The organism is Halapricum hydrolyticum (assembly GCF_025517535.1).
Classification (GTDB): Archaea; Halobacteriota; Halobacteria; order Halobacteriales; family Haloarculaceae; genus Halapricum; species Halapricum hydrolyticum.
The window spans coordinates 140,892-158,053 of sequence record NZ_JAOPKC010000001.1 but is presented as its reverse complement, the minus strand read 5'-3'; the positions used below and the strand labels follow the sequence as shown (position 1 = coordinate 158,053).

Sequence of the window (17,162 nt, the reverse complement as noted above, 5' to 3'; positions counted from 1 at the left end):
TTCGTCAGCCCAGGTGAGTACTCGGTGTTCGAGATCGGTCGTCAGCGAGTCGATCAGCTCCGCGTCGGCGAGCATGTAAAATGAGCGCGCTCCAGCAACCAGACCCGACGAGTCTGTGTCGCCAGAACAGATCAACGGGCACCAAAACACATTTTGTGACGTGCTGAGTACGCGAAACTATGCGCCAGCCGGAAAGAGGGGCGATGCAGGGTGACGAACGGGGGGTCTCAGAACTCATCGGTGCGGTGATTATTGTCGGATTGGTGCTGACGGGGTCGCTACTCGTCGTCTATTTCGGGACGAACACCATCAACGAGGCACAGCAGGGACAAAGCGACGAGTCGACGGAAATCGGAATCCAAGAGGTAGATTCGCGTTTGAGCACGCTGGCGACCTCCAGTGCGACGACCGTGGCGAACTTCGAGATCGGATCGAACATCGAAGGCGACGCGTCTCTCGCCGAAAACGAGGGATACGTGCACCTGACGGTCAACGAACGCAGCGCGTGTTCCGTACAGGAGTCGCTTGACTCTGTGCGCGTCGAACGCGACGATGGACAGATTGTCGCCTACGAAGCTGGGGGGACGTGGATCAAGAGTCCCGATGGGGGAGCGATCTACAACACGGCACCGGACATCTTCTACAGAAACGGGACGATCGATATCGCCCTCTTGAACCTGACTGGCAAAGTACGGGAGGGGAACAATCAGGCTGTAGTCGACGTCAACACGTCTCGACGGGACACGAAAAACGCGGTGAACACGTTATTACAGGACGAATGTGTCCGCCCGGACAACGTCACGCTGCGCGTTCAGAGCGATTTCTATCGAGGATGGGGGAATTACCTGGAGGGCGAGACCGGACTCGAACGAGTGACGTCAACGCCGTCGGGTGACGACAGTTATCTAATGGTCGACGACGCGACCCAGACCGTCACCGTCTATCTGAATCAGAGTTCGCTGCCGCGCCGGACGAACGACGAGATCAACAACGTCGTCAACGTCACCGGGGCGGACTACATGCACGACGTGACGGTCTCCGACGACGGCATCCGGATCGACAAGGGCGTCAACAACACGTACACGGTCTACAGTGAACCGATCTCCGAGCGACCGGAGATTGGGACTGTCCGCCGGGTGGCACAGGCCGATAACGTGACTCGTCCACCGCTCGACGTCGTGTTCGTCGTCGACGAATCTGGGTCGATGGCTTGGAGCGCTGCAGGCGATTCGAAGGCCAAATACGAGGCGGTTCGGGACGCGATGAGGGATTTCACGACGTATCTCGACAGCAATATGGATCGTGTGGGTCTCGTAGGCTACAACCAGTATCACACTGAATTCGTTGTCGATAACGGGGGCGTATCATACTATCTCGACGGAGAATACCGGGAAATCAATGAAGGCTCCAACAGAGGAGCGATATACAGAACTAACAGTCGGATGTTAACAAGAGACTTCGTTGAATTCAATAGTTCGACTGTCACTGAAACCGAGGCAGTCGGGGGGACGTATTCTGGGGGAGGTATGAAAAAGGCCGCGGGCATGCTAGATCTCCAAAGTAACGAGACTCGAAACCGCACCATTGTAATGTTAACAGATGGGAAAAACACTGGGGCCGATACGTGGTATATTGGGAAAGATTCATATACAGGGAGCAACAGCGCGACGATTGAGCTCGCTAAGCGGATGAATCAGACGGGCATGACTACCTACACTATCGGATTCGCCGAAGACGACGATAGGGTTAATGAAGACTTCCTCAGAGACACTGCCGACGCAGGCGGTGGCGAGTACTACTTCGCAACAGACAGCGAGGAACTCGAAGACGTCTTCTCTTCGATTGCCGAGCGCGTTTCCAGCACCGAACAGGTCGGCCACTACGGTGTGACGACGAACCTCTCTACTGACGAGACGGCACATCCGCCACAGATCACCGGCGACGTCAGTCGTATCGCAACTGCAACCGCGGACGGAAAGGAGTGGTTGAACGTCAACGATCCCACTGCGCCGTCGGCGTTCAGCCACGCCTTCGCCGTCAGTGGCGGGGACATGGTCGACTTCACGGCCACGCAGTACAGCTGTGACAAATGGGTTGGGACCGGACAGACGAAGATGATCAACGGTTCGTCGATCCCCGTCACGCGCTGTGCGGAGATGAACACTACCAGCCCGACCGTCGTAGACAGCGACAACGTTACCGTTTTCACGAACGACGACTCCGCAGTGTTCAACGACTTCCTCGATAACACGTCGTCGGCCGAGTGGCAAACTAACCTCTCTGAAGCACTCGACGATTACGGCGGCCTCTACAACGAGTCGTCGAACGAGCTGACACTCAAGAGCAACGAGGTGCTGGTCCTGTACGACTTCCCCGATGGGAAGCACACCGACAACAGGATGTTGATGCTTTATAACGTCGGTCTCTCGGAAGAGGAAGCGCGTCTGACCGGCGTGATCGACATCGACATCGACAACGTCGAAGTCGCGGACTGATCGCAGCGATTGTTGTCAAAGGCTCCCGTCGCAACTGGGCGACACGGTATTGATGTTCGGCTGTCACTACGGATGAAGTGGTTCCGACAGGCTCACGGATCGAAATGACACGCCGACATCACGAATACGTGATCGAGATAACGGATTGTCGGACGTACACGCGATCCAAACTCGTACTGCCACACTGTACTGTCACCGACGTATCGGTCTCACCCGTGACATTCCAGTCGCCGTCCGCGTTCTCGAAGTGATTGACCCACTCCCTGGTGCGACTCCCGCCGCTGAACGTGAACTCCAACTCGACCTCGTCAGCCGTCGAGGCGTTGCCGACCCCTGACGATGCGACGGGATACAGCAGCGACTGGTTGGTCAGCTGTCCCGTGAGACGGAGCGTTCCTTCGCCGCTGATCTGGCGCGCAGCATCCCCCTTGACAGCCACGAATGAGAGTATAACCGTCCCGTCCGAACAGACGAATCCCGGATCACTGGTAATGAGCCCCGCGTCGGACGCTTCCTGGAGTCTGAATAGCGCACCGTTTTCGTAACCGATCTGCACGTCGTTGTTCTCGTAGACCAGCGCGTTAAGCGGGAACGACTCTGTGTGAGTCGTACCGCCGGTATCCGTCACGTTGACCGTCACTGACGACGATGGCGAGATGGTGATCGATCCCCCGCTGAGTTCGATCGCTTCCGTTCGAGTTGGTGCCTGGTTTTCTTCGAGTTCAGTGAACGAACGGGAGATCAGGTCGAAGGTTCGCTCAGCGTTGTTCAGTTGCTGGTTCTCGTCGAACGACTCTATCTCTGACAGCCCAAACGTCGCAACGAGCCCGACTGACGTGAGGATGATCCCAAACATCAACACGAACCCGACAACGTCACTCACCCCGCGGTTACTCGATCGATGCGACATCATGACCTCCTCGCGAAGTATCATCGTACGCCTGCCTGTTATTGGTTCCAGTGGAAGACGAATCGTGATTGTGGTCTGATTTGGGATCAATGGTGATCTCGCCATTGGTTCGGCCGACAGCAGACGAGGATCGAGAAACGTCTTCTGGATCGATTACTGTCCGGTTCGTTGTACCACGGTTCCAATAGCGGAATCCAAAAGTTGTCTCCGCAGCCCCGCTCTTCAAATCACCACCGCCGTTAAACGCACAGACGCTCACACCAACTGTATCTCCAGAACTGATCGTGATTGGCAATGACCCATCTCGTGATCGCAAGGACATGATATAGCCGTCTTTTTTATTTTTGAAGTTCATTTCCCTATTGACTCCCGTCTCATAGCCCCCATCATTATTGAGATCGAAGGCTACTTCTGGACCACGATTGTTTTTAATCTTGTTTACATTATCTGGTGGGTCAATGCTAAGATGATCCACGCGAACAGTGTAGTCCCATTCATTTGTCATAGTGAATTTCGCCCCAACTCCATTACAGCGCGTCTCACTGCTGGGAGGTGAAGAGAGGTCCTCGTTATACGCCAGACCCGAAACCCTCACTTGGCGTGTCCTGATTGATTGAGCACCTTCGTCATCCTCGACGAGCAGCGTCACGTTGTACTGTCCGGGAGGCAGTTCCTCGCGGTAAGTTTGACCAGAGCCGGCCAATGATTCGCTTATATACCACTTGTACTCCTCGATCTCTCCATCAGGATCTCGACTGGCTGCGGCGTCGAACGTTATTTTTGCTCCACTATGGGGGAAATCAGGCGCGAACGTGAGCTTCGGAATCGGCGGTCGGTTCGTCGGGTCGATCACCTCGCCGTACTCGTTGGTATTGATGTTCTGACCGACGCCGACCCGCATCGTTCGCGTCATCGGCACGACGGCGTCGCGACTGCTTCCTGTACCAGTCTTCTCCACAGTCAGCTCGAAAGTCGAACCCGAACGGGAGAGTTGCAGGCTGACGTCCGACGGCACTGACAGGGGGACCGTCTGTGAGACGTCTATGCCGACGACAGACATGACGAGACAGGTGTCGGTCGCGTGCGTCGCGCCATCGCAGGCGGCAGGATCGCTTTCGTAGGAGACGCGATACTCGTGGCCGACGATCGAACCAGGTTGTTCGATAGAGACCGTCGCTTCCCCACTCTCTTCGCTCAGTGCGACGACCTCTTGGACGTCGTCAGCCAGTCGGTTGCCGATCGTATCCAGTTCGTCTCGGGCCGCGAACTCCTGTTGATCGGAAAGGAACCCACTGGCAGTACTCACCAGCATAATCAGTACGAGCCCAGTGATTGCGATTGTCAACACGTGCGTTACGGGCGTCGAAAGCCCGCGACCGTCACCCCACAACGACTGTCCCTTTGCTCCACCCTGTCGGTTACTGTCGACCATCGTGATTCCCTCTGTTGATCTCCTGTGATGACGCTACTTTTCCGTCCCGGTCACACCATTGGGGCCACCCGGATAGCGGTTCTCGATCCGGCCCGCCCACTCATTTACCCTCGTTTTCGGCCATAATATATAAATACCATTGTGTGATTAGCGAGTGCGAAAAAGACTCGATGGCTCCCGCTCACGGATCGTAGACGGTGACGTTTCTGGTCGTGGCGAAGTCAGTCCGGTCGGAACGATAGGCTAGATCGACCTGTCCCTCCCAGACGACGGGTAACACACAGGGGCCCGGATCGCTCCCGGTACAGTGTGGGTACGAGAGATCGTTCCCGGTATCGGTATTGACAGCATCGAGGGTCTCCGATTCCGAAGAATGCCACCTCCCGTCAACGACGACGTCGTACTGGCCGGCGAGGTTGTGACCGTCGGAGACGCTGATTTCGTACGGAGGGGCGAGTGTCTCGATTCCGGGGGACGTACACTCACTGGAAAACGCTTCGCCACGCCGGAGATCGAACAATACGCGACCGCCGGTCGACTCGCAGGCCGTCGTGTCAGTCGCCCCCGTGTTCAAATTCGTCGTCGTCACTCTCAGTGCTGCCCCGTCCCCGCCGTTCGAGCGATTGAATCGGTACTGGAGAGTCTCGCTGTCGCCACTGACATTAACCGTCATCTGTCTGCCACTCGTGTTTCGTAAATCGACGTTGAACACGATCCACCCGACATCAGCGGGATCATCGAAGAGCGACCAGTCCGAGACGCGCGAGCCACCGTCAGGATAGGTGAAGTTACGATCGGTTCGCTGGACGATTCGCGTCCCGTTTGCGAGTGTCCGGTTATACGAGATATCGACAATCTTCGTTCCGGCGGAAGCGTACATACGGGCCAGGCCATCGCTGTAATTGGTGACCTGTCTTCGAACGTTCGCGTCTAGCTCGGCCATCGTGTTGGTCTCGTTGGCGTGATTGACCCGAAGCAGGAGAGAGCGAGTCCCCTTCTGGGCCTCGAAAGAGAACTCGCCGATCTCGGACGACTCGACGCGATCCTCCCCGGTACCGACGTTTTCCGTAAACAAGACGGTGTTTGCGACGACCGACAGGCCGAGAATGATGACCGCGAGCGCAATCGCTCCGACGAGCAGCAACTGACCGCGACGGTCGCTCACCAGACGATCACCCTGATTTCGACGACGTTGTAGACGGGGCCCGGAATCGCGTCCGGCACCGGATAGTACCCGCTCTTCCCGTCGATCGGGTTCGTCGTCGGATACGTATCGTACTGCCGCAGCTCTGCCGATCCGGCAGTCGGTGACGTCAACGTCATATTATCGTATAGCGTCACCTGATACGATGCGGCGACCGCACTGTCTGAGGGAGTCCCCCGGGACGCAATGACTGTCCGTTGTATCCCGTCGGATGGATCTTTCGGCAGGTATCGCATCTCGACGTTGTACATTCGATCCCGTTCGTCGAACGTCTCGCTCAGCATCGTCCCCAGCGAGCCAGGGATCTGTTCGTCCCCGTACCCGATCCGGGGATTCACGGCCCCGTAAAACGTCTGACGGGTCTGTGACCAGTTTCGGGCTAACGCAGAAAGCTGGTTCGTCTCGTCGGTGCCAGCGACGACGAGGATGTCATCAGCCTGCTGTTGGATCTCCGTGCGGACACCTTGATCAACCGTTCCACCCGTCGTCGGTGTGATCGTGACTGCCTGAAGTGCGTACAGCAGCGCCGTCAACACGATGATTGCACTGATAATCCCTTCCAGGGTGAATGCCTGTCCACGGTCAGTCGATCGATCCCGATCGGAAGAATCCCTTGTAATCGATGTATCCTCACGCATCTTACCACACTCGCACGACGAGGCGACACGCTGGATCGCACTCCGGGTCATCCATTGTGATTATCCGTGCCGACGTCGCTACTTCTCGATCGTAGAGACGGTTCACTGTCGACTCGATATGTGTTTCCCCATCGAGCGTCTCGACGGTGATGTTGAGATTCACCGTCGACGGCAATCCAAACCGGTCGCGAAGGTCACTCTCTGGCTGGTTGAGCGTCGCCGTCACACGCGTCGCGTTGAGATGATTCGGCTCCGACCCCTCCGAAAGGTTGTGCATCATCTGGGTCGTCACCTGTTCAGCCTGCGCCCGTTCAGCACCGCTTGCAGAGGACTGAAACGGTGTCAACAGGCCAGGAAATAGCGATAGCACGAATACGAATACGACGAGGAAGACGCCGATCCCGACGGCGAAGTCCTGTAGCGTCTGTCCCCGTTCGTCCGTCAGGAGTTGTCCCCGTTCCATCGATCTCTCACCCACGTTCGAAGCCGCCGCAGATCGTGACCGGCGGGCCCCGCCACCAGCATCACAAGGGCTGCTTCAGCCGTCTCGTTCGAACCGCCAGTAGCCGTATCGCCGCCACCGACGGCGATCCAGACCACCAGTGCAATGGTCGAAAGGATCACCGCGTACTTCACGCCGGAGACGAGATTGACATCCCTAATATAACCTGCGATGAACGCCGAGAGGATCGCCTGCAGCGTCACGGCGTGGAAGAACAACATCGACAGCGGCCCCAGCGATTCGACCTGGAACTGCCCGGATCCGGCCTCGCTCCCGCCAGACGCTGCCGTTTCGAGCCCCTGCATCGTATCCAGGAACTGCACCTTCAGCAATGCGATCACGCCGAGCAGCGTGAGATAGGTCATGATGATGATCACGACCTGCATTCGCGTGCGGGACTTGCGATCGCGTTCGATGTCGTCCTGGTTCTCGCTGGCCTGGGCGGCCGTCGAGAGGACGTCCTGGATCTGGCTCGATGCCTCCTGTGCCTCGCTGATCAGCTTCACCGTCCGGGCCATGCGGGGCACGTGGAACTTGTTGTTGAACTCCCGGAGGCTCTGCTTGAGGCTCGTCCCGTAGTTGGTCTTCGCATGGATCGTATCGAGCTCGTCGGCCAACCGTCCCGTCGAGGTGTCGGCGACGACGTTGATCGACTCGAGCAGCGTCATCCCTGTGTCGTTGGCGCTGGCGAGCTTGCGGAGGTTCTCGGAGAGCTTGCCGATCACGGATTTCCGGTAGCGCTGGTTCCACTCGTAGAAGATCGCCAGCGGGATGAAGTTGATGTACATCGGTAGATAGATCCAGAAGAACGTCTGCTGGATCGGGTCTTCGGCCATCGCAGAGAAGAACCCGGTGCCGTCGGCCGTCTGAAACGGGAAGGGGAGTGCCGCCCAGCCGGCGACGATCGAAACGCCGAGTGCGAACAGCGAGATCGGAACGGTCAGCCCGAGAACGTACAGCGGGTTGTCCCGGAAGAAAATGTGTGGCTGTCGGAGGATCTCCTTGAGTTGGTAGCTCCCTTCCCGGCTTTTGATCCGGTCGAACACGCTGTACTCGCCAGTGAACTGCTTGGCCAGTCCCAGATTGAGGATGCCGCCACTCGCACGCTGTTCGATCTGTTCGCCACGACCCGCTTCGAGATACCCGTCGCCCACCGTATCCTGGGTCACCGTCGAGACCAGCACCAGAAACGCCATGCTCGTCAGCGGGATCAGGCCGTACACCGTCCCGTACATGAGCATCGGGTTCCCGCTTCCCATCATGTTCATGATCACGAGAATGATAATCAAAAGCAGCGGGAACAGCGAGATCGTCATGTACATCTCGCCGAACAGCTCGAGCGTCTCCAGGAGCTTTTCCTGCTCCTGTTTTGCCGTGCGCATGTGCTTGTTCTTCTGGTCTTCGAGGAAGCTCGTCATGTCCCCGCCGGAGTTGATGATCGACAGCATGTCCGTCAAGAACTGACTGAGTTCGTCGCTGGGCGTCTGCAGCGCCTGGTTTCGCAACGCTGTCCGGTAATCGGTGTCGAAGTACTCCGTCTCCAGGACGATCGACTGGAACTCCTTTGCGACTTCACCGTAAGTGTCCTCGGCCGCGGCCATTGCCTCAAGGATCTCCAGCTGGTTGAGCCCGCCGACCGAGAGCGCGTACATAAACGAAATCGCGTCCGACAGCAGCACGTTGATCTCGCGTTTGCGGGCGCTCGATCTGAAATACGGAATCGAGACGAGCGAGCCGAACCCGATTGCAAAGCCGATCGCACCGAAGAAAATCCCCGTTACGAGGACGATCGCAGGCAGTTTGAGTGTGTTGACGAGCTGGTTGTACTGACCGAGATCGATGCCCAGGATGAGCCAGTCCTCCGGCAGGAACATCGACACGATGAGGTATCCAAGTAGCGAGCCGACGAGCCACAGCGCGAATCCTGAGATCAGCCCGACCGCGAGTGCCCGCGAGAGGAACATCTCGACGTTGTCGGCCATCCGGGCTTCCGCGAGTTTGTCCTCGACGTTGCTGACGAAATCCCCCTCTTCGTCGAAGAGCCACTGATACAGCGGGTAAAACGTGTCGCCGAGGGCGCTGCTCGTCGCGAAACCAGCGTCGGTCGAGCGGGTGTCGAGGCTCATTCTTCTTCAGACGCCTCCGCGCCAGCCTTCGGGACAAACTGACCGAAGTCCGTCTCTTCGGTCGCCTCCTCGACCGTGACGTCCTCCTGGGTCTCGACGCCGGTCAGCGCCTCGACGATATCGGACGTCTCGGCCGAGCGGAGTTGTCGGAACAGCGGATCCGCGTTGTCGAGAATCTCCTCTGCCTCTCCGAGGATCTCGTCGGTGGGATCCGGCCGCGGCACCAGTTCTTCCTTTTCCGCGTCGACCTCGATCTGGACCGATTCCATCTCTCGGAGGTCCTCGAGACTGCGTTCGAGTTGATCGTTCGCGATCAACGTCATGATCGTATCCGGATCGTTGATGAACGCCTGCAGCGTCGCGGCGACTTGGGTGTAGGTGTTGAGATTCTGTTCGATGAGGTACGCCAGCACGACCTTTCGCTTGAACAGCTCCTCGTCCAGCCGATCCTGGTCCCACCCGCGGTCGAACTTGATCTCCTCCAAGGTGTTGGAGTTGCCCATCTGGATGAACTGGTCGGTATCTGCCTGCCACTGGTAGACGTCCCTGACGTTGATCTCGTCGTTCTCGGGCGTGTACTCGTTGATCTCAGTCAGCGTCTTGTTGCGCCTGACCTTCGAGCCGCCGACGCGAGTCTGGGTCTGGATCGAGACCAGGTCCAGTGCCGTGAACAGCGTCTTCGAGACGTTGATCGGATCGGTCGTGAACCGCTTGATGACTTCGCCCACCGAGTCGGCGTGGAACGTGGTGTAGGTCGTGTGCCCGGTCGACATGACCTGGAACAGCGTTCGACCCTCCTCACCGCGGACCTCACCCATGACGATGTAGTCGGGACGCTGACGGAGTGCGGCCTCCAGCAGATCGAACTCGTCAACGTCGCCGGTGTCGTCCTGTCCGAACGAGGGGCGCGTCACTGAAGCGACCCAGTTGCGCTGAGGGAGTTCGACCTCGCGGGTGTCCTCGATCGAGACGATCTTGGAGTTGCTGGGAATGAACAGCGAGATGGCGTTCAGGCTGGTCGTCTTCCCCGAGGCAGTACCACCGGCGAAGATCATCGACTTGTTGTTCTCGATGCACAGCCAGAGGAACGCCATCTCGTCCAGCGAGAAGGTGTTCCAGTTGATCAGGTCGATCGGCGTGAACGGAACGTCCTTGAACTGACGGATCGTGTAGTTTGTCCCGTGATCCGAGACTTCCTTCCCGAGCGTGAGCTGTGCACGCGAGCCGTCCGGCAGCGTCGCGTCGACCTGTGGCTGTCGTTTGGAGATGCCTTTCCCGGATCGCTGGGCGAGTTTCACGACGAAGTCGTCGAGCTCTCCCCTGCCGTGTTCGACGTTCGAGATGATGTTCTCGTATTCGGTGTGGTAGACGAACACCCGGGAGTTGTACCCGTCACAGGAGACGTCCTCGACGTTGATGTCGTGTTTGATCGGGTCGATCTTCGAGTACCCGATGAAGTCACGCTTGAGGTAGTACAGGAGCTTCTCGACCTGATACTCCGTGAGCGTCTTCGGATCGTCCGCGAGGACGGCCGGTTCCGGACGGGTTTTGATCCCCTCAAGTTCGCCCGAGGAATCCTCGATGTCCACGTTCATTCCCAGCAATTTCTTCAGTTTGCCGACCTGACCGACGCCGTTCTGGGTCGGGCCACTGTAGAGGTCATAGCGATCGAGCAACTGCTCGGTTTCGCGCTGGATCACGTTCGCCCGTTCCGCCTGTGAGCCGTCGATCGCCACCTCGTCGTCGGCGTACTTGATCGCCGTCCGGAGCTTCTTCGCGAGGAAGTCCCTGACGTCTTCTTCGATCGGATTCAGGTACGGCTGGACGACGTAATACTTGCGTTCGTTTTCCTTGCGAGAATGAAAGACGATCGCACAGGCGTAGGGTTTGTTGACCCAGTATCGCTCGACCTCGTCGAAGTGTTTCTTCTTTTCCACCGGGACGGCCTTCTCCAGATGGTATCGATTAACGACCGTCGTATGTCCCTCCGGCGTCGAAAAGAAATCGTCCTCGTCGAGTTCCTCGTTCACGTCCACCGTGCGTTCGTCGACGAGTTCTTTGAGCGCGCTCGCGTCGTCTTGCGCCCCGCTGAGCCGCTGTTCGGTCTCGTCGGGATTGAATCCGAGATACTCCTCGGGTTCGAATGGGACCTTGTTCCCGTCGCCGTCCCGCGGCGGTTCGCCGTCGCTCTTGTAGTAGTATTCCCGCTTGAAGTGCTCCCAGAAATACCTCCCCTTGGCGACCGGCGTCGTCTCGACGTCGAGAAACGATTCCCAGTGTTGATTGAGCGTCTTGGCTGCCGTCGCCCCGTCCTCGAATCGATCCCCGGTGTGGTGCGGATCGAACCCCAGATATTTGCTGCGGTCGAACCGACCACCGTCGTGGAACTCGCGTCGGAAATCAGTCCAGTCGTACTCGCCACCGGCACTGACGTTCTGTAACATCCGCTCTCTCTCGGAGCGAGTCCCCTCACTCTCCCCCCCGTCAGTGTCATCGATTGCCATTAGTTCCTTGTTCTGCGGCTATCCGGGATAAACTTTATGTAGATAATATCATACGTGATTATCGGAAAACGTGTCGGAAGAATTAACACTATGTGGCGCATATCCGATAGCGATGGGAAAGCCGATTGCTTCGCGAGGTGGTTGGAGACTTGTCGCCGAGCACGACCATATGGCTTCGGTTCTCAGTGCGGTCGTGGAGCTGGAGCCAGTCGGGCCGTACACCCGCTCGGAACTCGCCGACGCCGCGGGAGTGCCGCTCAAGGATCTCTACCTTTCGGACACGCTGGCCGCTCTGACGGAAATCGGGGTTCTCGACCGCGTCGACGACGGTGGCGAGGCGACCTACGTCATCGACGACGACTCGCCCGTGTACGAACGTGCGGCCGACTTCGAGCAGGTGCTGGCAGAGAGCGTCGAACCGTAGTCAGCGCCGAGTCTCGCCGACACCGATTTCATCGTTCCGCTCGTAGCCGCACCCGTCATGGTCGCACTCGACACCGACGATTATCGACTCGAACGCGGCGACGAAGCCCCCGAGTTCGAGCTGACCGGGACAGACGGAGCAGAATACAGCCTGGCGGACTTCGAGGACTTCGACGCGCTGCTGGTCGTGTTCACCTGCAACCACTGTCCGTACGCCAAAGCGAAGATGAACGAGCTGAACCATCTCGCCGAGACCTACGACGACCTCGCAGTCGTCGGGATCAACCCCAACGACGCCGAGGAGTACCCCGACGACTCCTTCGACCGCATGCAGGAACTCGTCGACGACGGGACGGTTGCCTACGACGCGTACCTCCGGGACGGCTCGCAGGACGTCGCGGCGGCCTACGGCGCGGTCTGTACGCCTGATCCGTTCCTGTTCGCTAACGACGGCGGGACCTTCCGGCTGGCGTATCACGGCCGGATCGACAACGCCCTGAACCCAGACGACGAACCGACCGAGTACGAGATGCGCGAGTACGTCGAGACGGTGCTGGCCGGCGAGGACGTCGACGCCGAGGACAAGCCCTCGCGGGGCTGTTCGATCAAGTGGAAGGCGGGCAACGAACCCGAGTACTTCGAGGCCCGACCTCGCTCGTAGAGTGGAGCACCGAACTACTGATTCGAAGGTAGCGGAACCGAATCGTAGGTCGCGCACATGACCGCAGCGAAGACCGACCCGAAGACCGTCGTGCCGACGGCCGTGCCGACCACCGTCGCCGTTGAGTCACCCAGCAGGGCAAACCACGGAAGTCCCGACAGCCAGTACTGGGTGAGCGCGACGAAGAAGATAATGAGCGCGATTTCGGGGACTCCCTTGGAGACGCCCCAGCTCCCGGGGATTTTCCTGGAGACGCCCCAGCTCCAGCGAATCGCGGCCAGTGGGTCACGGCCGTCGCGGACTATCGAGACCGGGGCGGCGAACAGCCGCGCGAGGAAATACGCAAGCAGGGCCGTCAGGAGCGTGCTCGTGAGCCGCCCCGTCACGGGGAGCCACGCGACGAGAGCCGGGACGGACGCGACGATAGCAACTGTGACGAACGTCCCCAGCCACAGGAGCCGGCGGACCGGCGGAAGCCAGCCCGTCGTTTCTGGCGCAGTTCGCCAGGCGACCGTCGCGAACGCGAGCGTGACCGTCACGAGCGTCACCACAACGCCCACGGCGTAGGTCGCGATCAGGAGCGGATCGAGCCCGACGAACGTCCCCGGGAGCGGGTGGGCGACGAGCGGGCCGCTCGGAACGAGCGACAGCATCGGGTAGAAGAACCCCTGTCGCGGATAGGTGAACGTGACCAGCGGGATCTCCGCCGCGATCCAGACTGCTGCGAGCAGCCCCTTGACAATCCCGAGTAGCGCGAACGCCGGCAGTGTAACTCGATTTCGGAAGAGATAGTCGGACGTGCGATCGAAGTGTATCCCACCCGTGAATTCCTGCTTCGTCATGGTTCCCCTAGCGCGACGAGTCCGTGGCCACTGATCAGGAGGTACAGGCGACCGTCGCCGACGACCGGTTCGCTGACGCTACCGTTTGATAAAGAGGAAGCGTCCTCTAACTCGGGTCTTATCTGCCACCGGACGGTGCCATCTGTCATCGAGAGGGCAGCCACGCGATCGGGAAAGGCGGCGAAATAGACTGTCTCGGAACCGATCGAGATCGATACACCCTCCGACTGCCGGTCGGCATCCACAGTGAGCACGCGCTCGCGCCACTGTTCATCGCCAGTATCCCGATCGAGTGCGACTGCAAATATCTCGTCTTCGGGCTCGCCGTCGTTCGGCCTCCCGAGAGCGATCACAATGCGTTCCGGACCGATGGCACTGGCCCAGATATGGATATCTGCCGGTCCGACCCGGCTCTCCCACTGCTGTTCGAGGCTGTCGACGTCGTAGGCCCCGAGTCGCGAGGATGCCGTAACGTAGACAGTCCTGTCACTCGCCATCGATCGAGACCACTGTCCCCCGGAGACCTCCCGGAGCGTGTGGCCGTCATCGGGATCGAGCGTCCGTATCGTCGACGGGGACTCGTCGTGGTCGATCGTCGACACGAGGCGCCCATCGGTCGCGGCCAGCGACCAGTCTGTATCGGTGTCGAACTGCCGTCGCCAGCGCGTTCGACCGTCGTCGACGTCGACGGCGAGTATCTCGTTTGGACCCGGGGGCGAACGTGTCGTGTAGTACCACGTCCCCTCGAGGACGGTCTGTGAGTCGACCGGCGACCTGTGCCTGAAAGTGTGGACACCAGGCCTCTCGTGAGTCCACCGGCGGGGCGCAGGGCCATCGTCAGGGTTGATCCCGAGCATGGCGCCGTGGTCGTACGTTCCCGTGCCACGACCGAGGATCATCCCGTTTTCGTAGGACGTACTCGCTCCCAGCGCGAACAGTTGTGTGACGTCCGGCACGCGGAACTGCGTCTCGCCAGTTTCGGCGTCGATCCCGTGGAGACTTAGTTGCTCTGAGAGGTACTTCCCTTCACCATCCGCGAACAGCGTGTACAGCGTGCCGTCCGACAGAAACAGCGGCTTGCTTCTGTATTTGGTCAGAATCGGTCTCGACCACACGATCTCGGCGTCTTCGACGGGACCGGACGCCGGCGAGTAGTTCGTCTGCCCGGGATCGGCCTGCAACAGCGGCCAGTCGGCCGGGCCGAACTCCGAGCGATCCAGGGACAGACACCCCGCGGCCGATCCCAACGCTGCCCCGATCCCGCCGAGGAGGGCTCGGCGTGACAGGCGAGCCATAACCGATTTTCAGATCGAAATTCAAAGAAAGTTTTGGATGATGCATGGGAGAAAAATCTGCAAGGTCGCTCCGCAGTGATCTCGACACGGCGACTCTGACGTGCAAACGATTTTTACCCAGCCATCCGATACCGTGGTCGTGGTTCGTCATCTCGGCACCGTCTTGGTCGGTTTCGGACTCGCCTGCGCCGTCGCTGCGAGCGGACTCGATACCGTCGGCTATACCGCGCAGGTCGGCGGCGTCGCGGTCACGCCGGTGGCGATCCGACTGCTGCTCGCAGCTGCCGTGGCGCTTCTGGCCGCCGGCGTCTACCTGCTCACCTACCGTGCGATCGAGACGCAGATCGAGAGCAAACGTCGCCAGCACGACGTCCGAAATATCCTCCGGCTGGCGTTCCTGATCGCGGCGGTCGCGGGCGTGCTCGGCGCGCTGACCGAGCAATGGCTCGGCCTGCTGTTCTCGCTGGGCGTGGTCGGGTTCGCGATCACCTTCGCGCTCCAGCAGCCTCTCTTTTCGTTCCTGGGCTGGTTCTACATCGTCGCCAAACGCCCCTACCAGGTCGGCGACCGGGTCGCCATCGAGGGGTCGAAAGGCGACGTGGCCGACGTCGACTACCTGGTGACGACGCTGTGGGAGATCGACGGCGAACTCGTCGCCTCCAACCAGCCCTCCGGGCGGATCATCACCGTCCCCAACAGCGTCGTCCTCTCCAGTCACGTCACGAACTACACGCGCGAGGAGTTCCCGTTCGTCTGGAACGAGATCGAGGTCCAGGTCGCCTACGAGACTGACCGTGAGTTCGCCCGGGCGACCATGGCCGAGGTGGCCGACGAGTATCTCGGCGACGAGATGGCCCGCCGGATCGAGCAGTATCGCGACCGCCTGGCCGAGACGCCCGTCGAACTCGACGTGCAGGACCGACCCACCGTCAACGTCGTCCAGGAGGAGTCGTGGGTGACGCTCCGATTGCGCTATCTCGTCCATCCGCGCCGGGGCCAGCGGACGAAAAACGCTCTCTACGAGCGAGTGCTCGCGGCGCTGAACGAGCATCCCGAGCGGGTGAAGTTCCCGATCGGCCGAAATCGGTGAGCGACCTATCGGCCGAAATCGGTGAGCGACGGACGGTATCTCGGCTCTTCCTGAACGATCCGGTAAACGGATTCCATCTCCGATGCGTGGATCAGGCCGACAGCTGCCGTTCCGACGACCGTCGCGAGTGCCAGTCCGGCCACCGGATCAGACGGGACAGTGACGAAGTAGGCATTGAGACGGACGAGGAAAGCAACGACGAAAACGAAAACAGCTGTGTTTCCTGTCAGTCTCCTATCGGCGATCGACTCGTTGCTCCAGCGGATCGCCTCGATCGGGCCGCGACCGTCTCTGATGATCGTCACGGGTGCGACGAACAGTCGCCCGGCGACCACGACGATCGCGACGATGCCGAACATGCCGGCGATTCCGGTCCAGGAAACCTGATCGAGCCGCGGCGTCGACCAGGACCCGAGCGCGATGACGAGCAGCGCGACGACGACCGCGCCGGCGTAGATCGCGGCGTATTCGAAGCGCGACAGCGGCATCGACCAGAGAGACGTGTCACGCCCCACCCCGACCGAGACGAGCGCGATGACGAGGATCGCACCGATCCACAGCAGGGTGGCGACGATGAGGACACCGATCAGGAGCGCGAGTTCCGTCTCGGTGACCTCGGTCCCGAGGTCACGGAGCCAGGGCACGAGGGCGTAGAGGGGGCCGGTGGTGAGCAGCGCATAGCCCACGAGGTATCCGAGACGCGAGAACGGTGGCATGCGGGCGGACACACCCTCGTCGGTCCACCACCAGGCGAGTCCGGCAGCGAGCGCGACGCCGACGATCGAGCCCGCCCACAGGCCGACGGCCGCCACCAGCGGGACCGGCCGCAGGCCGAACAGCGCCCCCACCACCAGGCCGACCGGATCCACCCAGACCGGGATCGTGGTCGGTCTGACCGACAGCGCGAAATTCACGGAGATCCGATCCGCGAGCGGGATCGACAGCCAGCGATAGGCCAGTATCGTCCCGAACGAGAGCGCACCCACGGCGGCGAAGACCGCGGCGTAGATCGCAACCGTGCTCACTCGGTGTCGCCGGGT

Annotated in this window: 14 protein-coding genes; 4 read left to right on the top strand and 10 right to left on the bottom strand. The window is 60.0% G+C overall.

The features are described 5' to 3' along the window. Positions 1 to 179 precede the first annotated feature (179 nt). Complete coding sequence (locus tag OB916_RS00745; protein ID WP_315907364.1) at positions 180 to 2,495, top strand: vWA domain-containing protein; 2,316 nt, start codon at positions 180 to 182, stop codon at positions 2,493 to 2,495. A 118-nt stretch (positions 2,496 to 2,613) separates the two neighbouring features. Here OB916_RS00745 and OB916_RS00740 read toward each other — a convergent pair whose 3' ends face one another. The 7 genes from OB916_RS00740 to OB916_RS00710 form a co-directional block, all read right to left on the bottom strand. Then, a complete protein-coding gene (locus OB916_RS00740) occupies positions 2,614 to 3,405 on the bottom strand; it encodes a DUF7289 family protein (RefSeq protein WP_315907363.1) in 792 nt (263 codons plus the stop codon). Further along, complete coding sequence (locus tag OB916_RS00735) at positions 3,386 to 4,837, bottom strand: DUF7266 family protein (RefSeq protein ID WP_315907362.1); 1,452 nt, start codon at positions 4,835 to 4,837, stop codon at positions 3,386 to 3,388. The genes OB916_RS00740 and OB916_RS00735 overlap by 20 nt, the downstream gene beginning before the upstream one ends. A 181-nt stretch (positions 4,838 to 5,018) precedes the next feature. Continuing rightward, entirely contained in the window at positions 5,019 to 6,002 is a 984-nt protein-coding gene (locus OB916_RS00730) for a DUF7261 family protein (protein ID WP_315907361.1), read from the bottom strand. After that, entirely contained in the window at positions 5,999 to 6,679 is a 681-nt protein-coding gene (locus OB916_RS00725) for a DUF7288 family protein (RefSeq protein ID WP_315907360.1), read from the bottom strand. Before OB916_RS00725 ends, OB916_RS00730 begins: the two co-directional genes overlap by 4 nt. 1 nt (position 6,680) lies before the next feature. Beyond that, entirely contained in the window at positions 6,681 to 7,142 is a 462-nt protein-coding gene (locus OB916_RS00720; protein ID WP_315907359.1) for a DUF7287 family protein, read from the bottom strand. Beyond that, positions 7,121 to 9,307 (bottom strand): type II secretion system F family protein, encoded by a 2,187-nt coding sequence (locus OB916_RS00715; protein WP_315907358.1) that lies wholly within the window; start codon positions 9,305 to 9,307, stop codon positions 7,121 to 7,123. Before OB916_RS00715 ends, OB916_RS00720 begins: the two co-directional genes overlap by 22 nt. After that, positions 9,304 to 11,811 carry a type II/IV secretion system ATPase subunit gene (locus OB916_RS00710; RefSeq protein ID WP_315907357.1) on the bottom strand — a complete coding sequence of 836 codons (2,508 nt, stop codon included), beginning with the start codon at positions 11,809 to 11,811 and terminating at the stop codon, positions 9,304 to 9,306. Before OB916_RS00710 ends, OB916_RS00715 begins: the two co-directional genes overlap by 4 nt. 169 nt (positions 11,812 to 11,980) lie before the next feature. Here OB916_RS00710 and OB916_RS00705 point away from each other — a divergent pair, with 169 nt between their 5' ends. Both OB916_RS00705 and OB916_RS00700 read left to right on the top strand, forming a co-directional pair. Beyond that, the gene (locus OB916_RS00705; RefSeq protein WP_315907356.1) at positions 11,981 to 12,235 is read left to right on the top strand and encodes a hypothetical protein; all 255 of its coding nucleotides are present in this window, start codon (positions 11,981 to 11,983) and stop codon (positions 12,233 to 12,235) included. Positions 12,236 to 12,292: 57 nt separating this feature from the next. Beyond that, positions 12,293 to 12,895: a thioredoxin family protein gene (locus OB916_RS00700; protein ID WP_315907355.1), complete on the top strand. Its 603-nt coding sequence runs from the start codon at positions 12,293 to 12,295 to the stop codon at positions 12,893 to 12,895. Positions 12,896 to 12,909: 14 nt separating this feature from the next. Here OB916_RS00700 and OB916_RS00695 read toward each other — a convergent pair whose 3' ends face one another. Together OB916_RS00695 and OB916_RS00690 are read right to left on the bottom strand one after the other, a co-directional pair. Then, positions 12,910 to 13,737, bottom strand: a complete 828-nt coding sequence (locus OB916_RS00695; protein ID WP_315907354.1) for a hypothetical protein — start codon at positions 13,735 to 13,737, stop codon at positions 12,910 to 12,912. Beyond that, positions 13,734 to 15,032 (bottom strand): outer membrane protein assembly factor BamB family protein, encoded by a 1,299-nt coding sequence (locus OB916_RS00690; RefSeq protein WP_315907353.1) that lies wholly within the window; start codon positions 15,030 to 15,032, stop codon positions 13,734 to 13,736. Before OB916_RS00690 ends, OB916_RS00695 begins: the two co-directional genes overlap by 4 nt. A gap of 139 nt (positions 15,033 to 15,171) precedes the next feature. On the opposite strand from OB916_RS00690, the gene OB916_RS00685 reads away from it, so the two are divergent. After that, positions 15,172 to 16,122 carry a mechanosensitive ion channel family protein gene (locus OB916_RS00685; protein WP_315907352.1) on the top strand — a complete coding sequence of 317 codons (951 nt, stop codon included), beginning with the start codon at positions 15,172 to 15,174 and terminating at the stop codon, positions 16,120 to 16,122. 5 nt (positions 16,123 to 16,127) lie between these two features. Here the strand turns inward: OB916_RS00685 and OB916_RS00680 are convergent, their stop codons facing one another. After that, positions 16,128 to 17,147, bottom strand: a complete 1,020-nt coding sequence (locus tag OB916_RS00680) for a hypothetical protein (protein ID WP_315907351.1) — start codon at positions 17,145 to 17,147, stop codon at positions 16,128 to 16,130. Positions 17,148 to 17,162: the final 15 nt, after the last annotated feature.